Annotated in this window: 9 protein-coding genes; 6 read left to right on the plus strand and 3 right to left on the minus strand. The window is 51.5% G+C overall.

Annotated features, from left to right (window positions below):
- The first annotated feature begins 7 nt into the window (after positions 1–7).
- The 5 genes from DFR42_RS02925 to DFR42_RS02945 all read left to right on the plus strand — a co-directional run bounded on the left by DFR42_RS02925 (position 8) and on the right by DFR42_RS02945 (position 7233).
- The gene (locus tag DFR42_RS02925) at positions 8–2170 is read left to right on the plus strand and encodes a S46 family peptidase (RefSeq protein WP_110254210.1); all 2163 of its coding nucleotides are present in this window, start codon (positions 8–10) and stop codon (positions 2168–2170) included.
- Between the two features lie 651 nt (positions 2171–2821).
- Positions 2822–4915, plus strand: coding sequence for a TonB-dependent siderophore receptor (locus DFR42_RS02930; protein ID WP_425450868.1), 2094 nt, complete (start codon positions 2822–2824; stop codon positions 4913–4915).
- A 4-nt stretch (positions 4916–4919) separates the two neighbouring features.
- Positions 4920–5216, plus strand: coding sequence for an iron uptake protein (locus DFR42_RS02935; RefSeq protein ID WP_110253436.1), 297 nt, complete (start codon positions 4920–4922; stop codon positions 5214–5216).
- A 15-nt stretch (positions 5217–5231) separates the two neighbouring features.
- Complete coding sequence (locus DFR42_RS02940) at positions 5232–6923, plus strand: PepSY-associated TM helix domain-containing protein (RefSeq protein WP_110253437.1); 1692 nt, start codon at positions 5232–5234, stop codon at positions 6921–6923.
- A 4-nt stretch (positions 6924–6927) separates the two neighbouring features.
- On the plus strand, positions 6928–7233 hold the full coding sequence (locus DFR42_RS02945) for a DUF3325 domain-containing protein (protein WP_110253438.1): 306 nt from the start codon (positions 6928–6930) through the stop codon (positions 7231–7233).
- Between the two features lie 52 nt (positions 7234–7285).
- Here the strand turns inward: DFR42_RS02945 and DFR42_RS02950 are convergent, their stop codons facing one another.
- From DFR42_RS02950 to metE, 3 genes are all read right to left on the minus strand, one after another.
- Positions 7286–7903, minus strand: a complete 618-nt coding sequence (locus tag DFR42_RS02950; protein ID WP_110253439.1) for a phosphohydrolase — start codon at positions 7901–7903, stop codon at positions 7286–7288.
- Between the two features lie 62 nt (positions 7904–7965).
- Positions 7966–8655, minus strand: coding sequence for an epoxyqueuosine reductase QueH (locus DFR42_RS02955; protein WP_170133399.1), 690 nt, complete (start codon positions 8653–8655; stop codon positions 7966–7968).
- Positions 8656–8768: 113 nt separating this feature from the next.
- Entirely contained in the window at positions 8769–11078 is a 2310-nt protein-coding gene (gene metE / locus DFR42_RS02960) for a 5-methyltetrahydropteroyltriglutamate--homocysteine S-methyltransferase (RefSeq protein ID WP_110253441.1), read from the minus strand.
- A gap of 110 nt (positions 11079–11188) precedes the next feature.
- On the opposite strand from metE, the gene DFR42_RS02965 reads away from it, so the two are divergent.
- A complete protein-coding gene (locus tag DFR42_RS02965) occupies positions 11189–12109 on the plus strand; it encodes a LysR family transcriptional regulator (RefSeq protein WP_110253442.1) in 921 nt (306 codons plus the stop codon).
- Positions 12110–12321 lie beyond the last annotated feature (212 nt).

The raw sequence follows: 12321 nt of genomic DNA on the forward strand, positions 1-12321 counted from the left end.
CAATATGATGAAAAAAACACTTACCACGCTGGCGGTCATGAGCCTTTGCCAGTTAGCTAGCGCAGATGAAGGCATGTGGATGCCACAGCAATTGCCACAAGTTGCCAAGCAACTTAAAGCTGCTGGCCTGAAACTGGATCCTGCAACTTTAACCAAACTGACAGAATTCCCCATGGGAGCCATCGTCAGCCTGGGCGGTTGTTCAGCTTCCTTTGTATCTCCACAAGGCCTGGTCGCGACCAACCATCACTGCGTCTACAATAGTGTTGCCCACAATTCAAAGCCGGAGCGTAACTTGCTGGCTAATGGCTTCCTGGCGAATAGTCTGGAAGAAGAATTGCCTGCTTCGCCAGGCTCACGCATTCTGGTCACTAAAGATGTGCTCAATGTCAGTGACAAAATTATCGACAAGAACACTGCTAAATTGCAGGGCAAGAGCCGCGTTGATGCGATTGAAAAGGCGTCCAAAGCCATCGTCGCCGAATGCGAAAAAGATGTTGGTCATCGCTGCAATGTCTATCCTTACTATGGCGGTCTGGAGTTTTACCTCATCAAGCAATTGGAAATCAAGGATGTGCGCCTGGTGCATGCGCCACCTGAAGGCGTAGGTAAATTTGGTGGTGACACTGATAACTGGATGTGGCCGCGCCACACAGGTGACTATGGTTTCTACCGCGCGTACGTGAGCAAAGACGGCAAATCTGCCGACTTCAGCAAAGACAATGTGCCTTATGTGCCCAAACATCACTTGAAATTGGCCAAAGATAATTTGAAAGAGGGCGATTTCATCATGGTGCTGGGTTACCCAGGCCGCACCAATCGTCACCGTTTGCCATCCGAGGTCGCCTATACTTTTGACTGGAATTATCCGGCATTTGTCAAAGGTTCTGGCGACATGTTGGCGATTATCGCAAAAGAAACCAGCGACAATCCCGATGCAAAACTCAAATATGCAGGCCAGGTTGCAGGCATCAATAATTACTATAAGAATCGTCAAGGCATGCTGGATAGTTATGCTGGCAGCGATTTCCTGGCACGCAAAACCAAAGAGCATGATGAGCTGAAAGCCTGGATCAACAGCAATCCTGCACGCAGCAAAGAATATGCTGCTGATATCGAGCAAGTTGAAAAATTGATCGCCGAACGCGATGCCATGGGCAAGCGTGATTTCTACTTGGGCAATTCTTCGCCACGCTTCCTGGGTACAGCGCGTAGTTTGTATCGCCTGGCAAATGAAACGACAAAAGCTGACGCAGAGCGCAAAGCCGGCTTCCAGGTACGTGATTTGCCGCGCTTCAAGGCAAGTATCGATGCAGTTGAGCGTAGCTATGATGAAAAAGTCGACAAGGCCCTGGTCTTATATAGTCTGGGCAAATATGCTGCGCAGCCCAAGGCTGAGCGCAATGCCAATTTTGATGCAGCTATCGGCATCAAGGATGGCATGACAGAAGCTGAATTGAAATTACTGCTCGACAATCTGTATGCCGGTAGCAAGCTTGGTGATAAAGCAGTGCGCAGCACCTGGTTGAATGCCAAGCCGGAAGACTTCAAGGCAAGCAAAGACAGCTTCATCAAAGCCGCAGTGGCTATGTATGAAGGTAGCCTGAAGCGTGAAGCTGATGACGAGGAACTGGCAGGTAAAATCCAACAAGCCTATGGCAATTACATGAAGGCAAAAATCGCTTTCATGAAGAGCAAAGGTCAGGCTGTTTACCCTGATGCCAATAGCACCCTGCGCGTCACTTTCGGCAAAGTTACTGGCCGTGACCATGGCACTGCAGATGGCCTGGCATGGAATGCCTTTACGACGATCAACGGCATCCCGCCTAAGGCAACCGGTACTGGTGATTTCAATGCTCCGGCAGCACAATTGGCGGCAATCAAGGCAAAAGACTTTGGAAAATTTGTAGATCCGCAACTCAAGACTGTACCTGTGAACTATCTGGCAACTATGGATATCACCGGTGGCAATTCTGGTTCGGCAGCATTGAATGCCAAGGGTGAGTTCATCGGCCTGGCTTTTGATGGCACTCTGGATTCCATCATCTCTGACTGGGATTACAACAAGGCCAATACCCGCTCCATTCAGGTTGACTGGCGTTACATGCTGTGGCAGATGAAACATGTGGATAAGGCAGATCGTCTTATCAAGGAAATGGGCGCTGAATAAGTTTTTAGCTTTGATCAGTTGCTATTGAAATGGGCCGCAAATTGCGGCCCATTTTTTTGTTCTGCCAAATTTCCTGGAGTCACTTGAGTTCAAGTTTGTCGATAAATTTGCTGGCAGCGCGACGGAACTAAGACTGTCGAGACAAATGGGGTGGAGCTACGGTGTCTGATAAACGCTAGCACCCAAAGACAGGTGTTATTTGTTTTGTATATTTGCTACTTCTGTTGACGTGTAGCTGATGCAATCTACATAGATTGTTAAATCTGAATAAATATTTCTTGTAATTAATATATAATACGAATAGTTCTCATTTGCATTCATTATATTTACACTTATATTAATTAAGCTGAGCTCATGCACCTCCTTACACCACGCCTTGTACCCATCTCGTTTTCCCTGACTATTTGTGCTGCCATGGTTGCCAGCACTTTCATAGCGCCCGCTGCCATGGCGCAGACATCGACTACGGCTGTCCGTCCCTACAATATTCCAGCGCAAGCCTTGGGTGGGGCCTTGAGCACCTGGGCAGCTCAGGCTGGCGTGCAACTAAAGTTGCAGCAATCCGTGGTGGCAGGCAAGACTGCGCCAGCAGTTCAGGGCAATTATTCTGATCGTGAAGCACTTGATTTGCTGTTGGCTGGCAGTGGTTTGATGGCTGCGCAAGATGGCAGTGCGGTGAGCATCCAGGCTGTAGCTCAGCCCGCGACTGTCACGATGCAGAACGTCAATGTCACAGCAAACCGGCTTGGTCGTATCACTGAAGGAAGTGATTCTTATACACCCGGCACCATCGCCACAGCGACCCGCATGGTGTTGACGCCGCGTGAAACTCCGCAATCGATCAGCGTAGTCACGCGACAAGAGATGGATGACTTCAATCTGAATTCCATCGATCAGGTAATGATGCATACACCCGCCATCAGCATCGTGACTTATGACAGCGAGCGTACTGAATACTACGCACGTGGTTTTGCCATCCAGAACTTCCAGTATGACGGTATCCCGATGACGCGCAATTCGTCTTACTCGGCGGGTAACACCCTGAGTGACATGGCGCTGTACGACCGTGTTGAAGTGCTCAAAGGTTCAACTGGTTTGTTGACAGGCAGCGGCATGCCTGGCGCGACAATCAATCTTATCCGCAAAAAACCTACACGCAAATTCAGTGGCAATGCTTCATTGTCGGCAGGTACATGGAACACTTATCGCGGCGACATCGATGTTGGCGGTACAGTGAACGATAGTGGTAGCGTGCGCATGCGCGGTGTGGCCGCCTATCAGGATAAACAGTCCAATCTTGACCGCTATTCTCGTTCTACATCGACACTGTACGGCATACTGGAAGCAGATGTTGCACCCAATACCTTGCTGACCGTTGGTGCTGATTTCCAGAACAATACGCCGAAGGCATCGACTTGGGGTGGCATCCCCTTGCTGAATGCAAAAGGCGAATTCAATGACATGCCGCGTTCCCACAATAATGGCACTAACTGGAGCCACTGGGATCAATACACCCGCACCGCCTTTGCAACGCTGGAGCATAAATTCGCCAATAGCTGGATCGCCAGATTGCAGTATAACCACCAAATTAATGGTTATGATGCCGCACTGGGTGCAGCTGCCAGTGGTTTTCCCAATCCTGCAGATGGTAAAGGTGTCTCCATGTGGGTGGGTAAATACGTAGGGCGCACAGTCAGTGATGCATTTGATGGCTATGTCAGCGGCCCGTTCAGTCTGGGCGGGCGTGAACATGAACTGGTGATAGGCGGCAGCTTGTCTAAATCCCGTTGGACCAATAACGGTTACAGCGCACCATCCAGCTATAGCACTACAGTGCCAGATTTTTACCACTGGCAGGGCAATGTCGCAGAACCGGCATGGCCTGCGACGCCAGGTTTTGGCAATGATGAAACTACCCGTGAACGTGGCTTGTATGCCGCTGCACGCTGGGATTTGCATGACAGCACAAAGCTGATCACCGGTGGCCGCTGGTCCAGTTACCGCAACCGTGAACAGAATATGGAAGAGTCTGGCGTATTCGTGCCTTATGTCGGTGCAGTCGTCGATATCAATAAAAACTACTCGGTCTATGCCAGTTATACCAATATCTTCAGCCCGCAATCCAATCAGGATGCGCAAGGCCGCACCTTGGCACCGGTTGAAGGCAAAAATTATGAAGTAGGCATGAAGGGCGCATTCTTTGATGGTCGCCTGAATGCTTCTGCCGCCATTTTTGAATTGGTGCAAGATAACTTCGCCATAGAAACCAGTGGCAAGACTCCTATGGGTGGCGTGGCCTATCGTGCTGCGCAAGGCGTCAAAACCAAAGGTTACGAACTGGAATTGTCTGGCCAACTGGCAGCAGGCTGGCAAATGCATGCGGGCTATTCACATAATGTCTCCCGCCAGCAGGGGGAGCAGGTTGCTACGCTGACGCCATCAAATCAGTTCAGTCTGTACACCAGCTATAAACAAAATGCCCTGACGCTGGGTGGTGGCGCACGCTGGCAAGACAAGACCTGGGGGGATATCAGCAAGCCTAATGGCGAAACCATACGCCATACGGTCGATAGTTACTGGCTGTTTGACGCCATGGCACGCTATGAGTTCAGCAAACAGCTGTCGGCCTCGGTTGGAGTGAAAAACCTGTTCGATAAAAAGTACTACACCATCTTTAACTGGTATAGCACTTATACCTGGGGTGAGCCGCGCAGCGTGAATATGAACGTCAACTACAAGTTCTGACGCCATGGCGAGCCACGCGCCTGCCAGGCTGGTTCTGGCACATCGCTTTGTAGCCGCCATTTTTGGCGCTTACATCTTCGCCTGGGGCTTTATTGCCCTGGGTACGGCTGGCTTGTTTGCGCTCGGCATGCCATTTCATGATGCCGAGCACCTCAGCAGCATGCTGGTTTTTCTTGTGTATCTGGGGGCCTTCCTGTGGGCCTTTATCGCAAAAAGCATGCTGCGACTGTGGTTGCTGCTAGCTGGGGGAGGGGGCTTGATGGCTGCAGGCGCCTCATTGTTGCAGCATTTCCTGGTTTAAAGAGAGTAGATCCTCATGTTCCAAAATTCCCGCCTTGCACTGGCATGGCTGCACACCTGGTTAGGCTTGTTGCTGGGTTTTGTCCTTATCGTGGTTTTCTTCTTCGGTGCACTCTCGGTATTTGATCGCGAGATAGACCGCTGGGCCATTCCGCAATCGCGTTTTGCACCTCAGCCCATGCCATCTTTTGACAAAGTGCTGCGCCCGGTGTTTGAAAGCATGCAGCCCACACCAGCCAGCGTTGACTCCATGCGCGAGCGCGTCAATGGTGCCATGCCTGAGCGTTTCGATACAGTGCGTCGCTGGGGAGCATACACCACCCATCGCGACCCGGTGCTGGGCATTTTTTCTGGCTATGAAATCCCCAATGCCAAAGACCCGGAAGACGCAGTCTGGGGTTCACGCACCATAGACCCACGTAATGGCAATCCACTGCCCGATGACCGCCTGAAAATCGGCAGCCAGTTTTTTTATCCGCTGCACTATAGCCTGCATCTGAACTGGCTGAGTCTGGGTTACTGGATAGTAGGATTCTCTGCCATGGTCATGTTGATTGCCTTGGTCAGCGGCATTGTCATGCACCGTAAAATATTCCGCGAGTTGTTCACGTTCCGGGCTAAAAAGCGCGGCCAGCGCCGGGTGCTAGATTTGCACAACCTGACTGGCGTTGTCGCATTGCCTTTCCATTTTTTCTTTGCATTGACGGGCCTGATTATCTTTGCCGGAATTTATTTTCCAGTCACTCACACCCAGCTTGAACCTTTGCATGAGTTGCACGAAAAACTTGAGGCCAAAGAAACAGGTTTGCCGCAGCATCGTTCAGGCACTGCTGCGCCCCTAGCATCGGTAGATGCCATGATGGCCGAGGCGCAAAGGCGCTGGGCAGCGCGTGGTATGGCAGGTGAAATCGGCTTTTTGGCCCTGCAGCATGTTGGTGACAGTAATGGCTATGTCAGCATCTACCGTGCGGGTACTGACCGTATTGCGCTCACTGGCGAGGGCATACATTTCAAGGCATCGACAGGCACGGTACTGCGCGAAGACCCGCCGCAAACTGCAGTTGCCAGTGTCAATGAATTTCTCACTGGCTTGCATCTACAACATTTTCGTCACTGGCTGCTGCGCTGGTTATATGTATTTGGCGGCCTGGCAGGTTGCGTCTGTATTGCTACGGGTTTCATCTTCTTTGTTGAAAAGCGCAAGCAGCAGCATGCCAAGCAAGCTAGCCAGGGCGTGCGCGTGGTTGATGCAATGGCGGTTACAACCGTCACAGGCACACTGATTGCTACACTAGGTATGCTGATAGCAAACCGCCTGTTGCCGGACCAGCTGCCTGTCAATTGGCCAGCACGTGGAGACCTCGAGCAATACCTGTTCTGGGCCACATGGTTATTAGCCATGATCCACGCATTCTGGCGTTCCGCACCAGTCGCCAAAGCCCGGCCATCGCCAGCATGGTTGGAGCAATGCTGGGCCATAGCCGCGATGGCGGTAGCTGCCGTTTTGCTGAACTGGATCACGACAGGCGATCACCTTGTGCAAACTCTCAGCAAAGCTTATTGGCCGGTGGCTGGCGTAGACCTGTTCATGCTGGCAAGTGCTGGAATGGCTGTGATTACCGCAAATAATCTCAGATACCGTGCAGGCGATACTTCTACGTCTCAAAATACTAAACCTGCTACAGACAAAGAGGTTAGCCGTGCTTGATTCTATGTTCTTAGCTGGAGCACTGATAGCAAGTGTGGCTGGCATGGGCTGGCTGGCGCTGGCAATGGAAACACACTGGGAGCAGGTGCGTGGAAGTGATCTCCGGTCTTTGCGCATCACTACCCAGTTGCGCTGCATGGGCGCTGCAGGTTTATTTGTGTCCTTGCTTTTTTGCCTGAAGGTCGACCATGCTTCCATGGCGGCCCTGGTATGGGTAATGACATTGGCCATCGCTGCAGTAAGTACGGCCTTCACATTGACCTGGCGTCCGCGCTGGTTGCGGATTCTGGTGTTTTGGGTTCGCCGCTGAAAAACTGCATGTCAGCATGCAGTTCGATAAAGTCCGTTCAGTCTTATATCGACTATGTTGACGAAGGCTTCAGCGATATTAGTTTTTCTAAAAATCGTTCGCAGGCAACATCTGGTGCCCATGGTTCCCAGGGCTGGCAATCATAGATTTCTGCGAGTGGATCTTCTTCCAGTATGGGCAGTTTGATTTGCAGCACATCCAGCACTTCGTTGCGCGGCCAGCCGGCACAATGCACGGCTTCTGAGGCGGCGATCAGTTCATCTGCAAGTTTGTGCAGGCGGTAATCCATATCATCCCAAGCCGGGAGCTGATAACGTTGAACGATGGCATCTGTCAATCTGTCGCTGACTGCCTTGAACGGTGCGCCCAGTACAGCCTTTAGCGGTGAAATGCAATCGAAGGCGAGCAAGCCTTCTTCTCCATCATGCAGGAGTTCGCGCAGCGCAGCCCCGTTGCTTAAGGCCGGGTCCGCCATGGTACTGCGCAAAGCCAGTACATTCAGGCTATGCTGCGCGACTGACAGTGGCCTTGCCCAGCAAGATTCACCACCCCAGCGGTAAGTGCGGGACAGCCTGTCGGCCAGGTCACTATCCAGCCATGCCTGGGGATCGGGATTAATCAGATCCAGGTGCTTGCCCGATGGCAGCCTGATCCATGCTCGTGTTTTCAATAGTGTGTCCTGACGCCACGCAAATGCGCAGCCCGAAAACTACTATCTTATCTTATTCAGGCTTACTGATCTTGAGGAAGATGAGAATCAGGCAAGCTGGAAAGCAGTTTTTCCTTGCCATAAAATTTCACGCCCATCTGTATCCTTTCCCTGCCGGTTTCGCGACGGTGGCGGTTGGTGTCTCGCAATGAGTAAACGCAACCACAATATTCCTGCTGGTAAAAATTCTCGCGCTTGCTGATCTCTATCATGCGTGATGAACCACCGCCCTTGCGCCAGTTGTAAGTCCAGTAGATCAGATCATCATAACGCGCTGCGGCACGCTCACCACAACCATTGATCTGATTCATGTCTTTCCAGCGTGAAATGCCGAGTGAGCTGGTGATGGTGTCAAAACCATGCTCATGCGCATACAGCGCCGTGCGCTCAAAACGCATGTCAAAGCAGGTGGTGCAACGCTCGCCACGTTCAGGTGAATTTTCCATGCCATTGACGCGTTCAAACCAGTTATCGAGGTCATAATCGGCATCAATGAACTCTATGCCATGTTGTTCGGCAAAGCGGATATTTTCCTGTTTGCGGATTTCATATTCACGTAGCGGATGAATATTCGGATTGTAAAAGTAAATCGCGTAGCTGATGCCGGAAGCCTGCATCGCTTCCATCACTTCACCTGAACAAGGTGCACAGCAAGAATGCAAAAGTACTTTGCTGCGGCCTTCTGGCAAAATCAGGGGAGGGCGCTCAGTCATGTTAATCCTGTCCGGAAAATGAAATGTCCCGGAGAAATTTCCGGGACGGTTTTAGTGCTTGAAGAATTGACATATTGACGAAACAAGTCAATTCTTACTCCTATACTGCGCTTTTACGCTGCATTACGCAGGGCTTTAGCCGCCGCCACCATATTGGTCAGCGCAGGAATTACTTCTTCCCATGCGCGTGTCTTCAAGCCGCAATCCGGATTGACCCACAGGCGTTCAGCCGGGATACGTTCAGCCGCTTTCTTCATCAATTGCTCAATATGCGCCTGGGTCGGGATATTCGGCGAATGGATGTCATACACACCAGGGCCGATTTCGTTAGGGTAATTAAAGTGATCGAAGGCATCCAGTAACTCCATGTCAGAGCGTGAAGTTTCTATGGTAATCACGTCAGCATCCATGCCAGCGATAGATTCAATGATGTCATTGAATTCTGAATAGCACATATGGGTATGAATCTGGGTTTCATCCTGCGCACCGTTGGCCGTGATGCGGAAAGATTCTACTGCCCAGCCCAGGTATTCCTGCCATTGTGCTTTACGCAGTGGCAGGCCTTCGCGCAATGCTGCCTCATCGATCTGGATTACGCGCACGCCTGCTTTTTCCAGGTCCAGCACTTCTTCGCGTATTGCCAGGGCAAGCTGGTAACAGGATACCGAGCGCGGCTGGTCATCACGCACGAAAGACCAGTTCAGGATAGTGACCGGGCCAGTCAGCATACCCTTCATCGGCTTTGCAGTCAGGGACTGGGCATAGCGGCTCCATTCCACCGTCATGGCTTTGGGGCGGGCAATGTCACCGAACAGGATTGGCGGTTTCACGCAACGTGAACCATACGACTGTACCCAGCCAAACTGGCTGAAGGTGTAACCGTCAAGCTGCTCACCAAAGTATTCAACCATGTCATTGCGCTCCGCTTCGCCGTGCACCAGCACGTCCAGGCCCAGTGCCTCCTGTTCACGCACACTGCGGGCAATCTCTGCCTGCATGGCGACTTTATAGCCAGCTTCATCCAGTCTGCCTGCCTTGAATTCACTGCGTGCATGGCGGATTTCTGCCGTCTGCGGGAAAGAACCGATAGTCGTCGTCGGATACGCGGGCAGCTTCAGCAATGTGGCCTGCTTGCTGGCGCGCTGCGCATAGGCGCTCTGACGTTGTCCCATGCCTGCAGTAATGGCGGCAACGGCGGCTTTGACGGCTGCATTGTTCGCCCGTGGTGAGGTGCGGCGTGCTGTAATCGCTGCCTGGTTGGCCTCCAGCTCATTTTTGACGGCGGCGCTACCCTGATTCAGAGCAGTTGCCAAGACCTTGAGTTCATCGAGCTTTTGGATCGCAAAAGCCAGCCATGAACGGATATCGGCGTCCAGTTTTTGTTCACTGTTCAGATCAACTGGTACATGCAGCAATGAACAGCTAGGCGCTATCCACAAACGGTCGCCCAGTTTTTTTGCTACCGGCGTAAGCCATTCCAGCACGGCGTTGAGATCAGTTTTCCAGATATTGCGGCCATTGATGACACCCAGTGACAATACGCGGTCTTGTGGCAATTGTTCTACGACAGCACTGACTTCTGCGCGTGCATTGATGGCATCCAGATGCAGGCCTTGTACAGGTAATTGGCATGCCAGCGCCAGGTTTTCTTGCAACTGACCAAAGTAAGTTGCCAGCAGCAGTTTGACTTTGCCAGTCGTCTGCTTGACCAATATGGTGTATGCAGTCTTGATCGCATGTTGCCATTCTGCGGTCAATTCGGTGACCAGTATGGGTTCATCGATTTGTACCCATTCAACGCCCTGTGCCGCAAGCTGGTTCAGCAATTCTGCATAGACTGGCAGCAGGCGCGGCAGCAGGGCCAGCTTGTCAGTATCGTCCTTGGCTTTTCCCAGGGACAGGTAAGTGACCGGGCCAATGATGACTGGCTTGGCTTTCACACCCAGGCGTTTGGCTTCTGCCAATTGTTCCAGCAGGCGTGTAGCATCCAGCGCAAACTTTGTTTCAGCGGTAAATTCTGGGACGATATAGTGATAATTGGTATCAAACCATTTGGTCATTTCGCCAGCCGCAACACCATCACCTGCGCCACAGCAGGCACTGTGGTCTTCCAGCCCTTTGGCAGAACGGCCACGGGCAACACGGAAATAATTATCCAGCACATCGCCATGAAAACCGCTGACACGTTCAGGCAAATTGCCGAGCGTGAAGCTCATGTCCAGCATCTGGTCGTAAAACGCAAAGTCGCCAACCGGTGTCAGGTCCAGTGCAGACTGGTGACTCCAGTGGCGCTGGCGCAATTCTGCACCCAGACCCTTCAGTGCATCGCGTGAAGATTCACCTTTCCAGTAAGATTCCAGCGCAAACTTGAGTTCGCGTTTGGCACCGATGCGGGGAAAGCCCAGATTATGTGTAATGACCATGATGTTGTCTTCATTCCATTGAGATTATTGAATGAGGCCTATGCTATAGTCAGCAAATCATGAAGTAAAATGATGTTTTCTCATTATTCGATTACTTTTATTCATGCATTATGCTCGAACGCATACATCTTTCCATCATCCAGGAAGTGGAAAAACAGGGCTCACTGACTGCTGCGGCGTCTGCCTTGTTCCTGACCCAGTCAGCGCTTAGTCATGCCATCAAAAAGCTGGAGCTGCAACTGGGCACCGATATCTGGCTGCGTGAAGGACGCAGCCTGCGACTGACACAGGCAGGTGAATATCTGCTGGCCGTCGCCAACCGCGTGCTGCCGCAGCTGGCAATGGCAGAAGAACGCATGAGCCAATATGCCTGCGGTGAACGCGGCACCTTGCGCATAGGCATGGAATGCCATCCCTGTTACCAGTGGCTCTTGAAGGTGGTGTCACCTTATCTGGCAAGCTGGCCCGATGTTGATGTCGATGTCAAACAAAAATTCCAGTTTGGCGGCATTGGTGCCTTGTTTGGTTATGAGATAGATTTGCTGGTGACGCCTGATCCGCTCTACAAACCTGGCCTGCATTTCGAACCTGTATTTGATTACGAGCAGGTGCTGGTTGTCAGCCGCAAACATGCGCTGGCCAAGGTTGCCTATGCGCAGCCAGCACAGCTGGGCGATGAAGTGCTCATCACTTATCCCGTAGCAATAGACCGGCTGGATATCTATAACCAGTTTTTGATGCCAGCCGGAATCAGCCCACAGCGGCACAAGACTATAGAGACTACCGACATCATGTTGCAGATGGTAGAAAGTGGCCGTGGCGTTGCCGCCTTGCCGCGCTGGCTGGCAGAAGAATATGCAGAGAAAATGGATGTAGTGGCGGTCCGCCTTGGCCGCGAGGGTATCGCCAAACAGATATTTTTAGGTGCGCGCGAAGCGGATGTCGATATCGATTATTTGAAAGCCTTCGTTGAACTGGCACGGCGCTTTGATGGCATCTATATTCAAGCTGGTCAATCGAATAAAAAATAAGCGTTATCCCGGCTACTTGAATTCTGCATTGACATCCTCTCCAGCATTGCCAACTGATCGCTGCTTTGGTTTCAGCGTTCGTTGTGTATGCCGCACTGCAAAATATTTGCTTGTTGCCACAAGTCTTACATAAACTTTATGTTTAGTAAAAACTATAAACATCATTCAAATATAAAACTGAAATTGCATGTCTGCTCATAGAGCGGTATATA

The organism is Undibacterium pigrum, assembly GCF_003201815.1.
Lineage (GTDB): Bacteria > Pseudomonadota > Gammaproteobacteria > Burkholderiales > Burkholderiaceae_D > Undibacterium > Undibacterium pigrum.

Bases quoted from the DNA above. Each gene is read 5' to 3' on its own strand.
- DFR42_RS02945 (WP_110253438.1), top strand. From the start codon at position 6,928: ATGTTCTTAGCTGGAGCACTGATAGCAAGTGTGGCTGGCATGGGCTGG.
- DFR42_RS02965 (WP_110253442.1), top strand. From the start codon at position 11,189: ATGCTCGAACGCATACATCTTTCCATCATCCAGGAAGTGGAAAAACAG.
- metE (WP_110253441.1), bottom strand. From the start codon at position 11,078: ATGGTCATTACACATAATCTGGGCTTTCCCCGCATCGGTGCCAAACGC.
- DFR42_RS02925 (WP_110254210.1), top strand. From the start codon at position 8: ATGAAAAAAACACTTACCACGCTGGCGGTCATGAGCCTTTGCCAGTTA.
- DFR42_RS02930 (WP_425450868.1), top strand. From the start codon at position 2,822: ATGGCTGCGCAAGATGGCAGTGCGGTGAGCATCCAGGCTGTAGCTCAG.
- DFR42_RS02955 (WP_170133399.1), bottom strand. From the start codon at position 8,655: ATGACTGAGCGCCCTCCCCTGATTTTGCCAGAAGGCCGCAGCAAAGTA.
- DFR42_RS02940 (WP_110253437.1), top strand. From the start codon at position 5,232: ATGTTCCAAAATTCCCGCCTTGCACTGGCATGGCTGCACACCTGGTTA.
- DFR42_RS02935 (WP_110253436.1), top strand. From the start codon at position 4,920: ATGGCGAGCCACGCGCCTGCCAGGCTGGTTCTGGCACATCGCTTTGTA.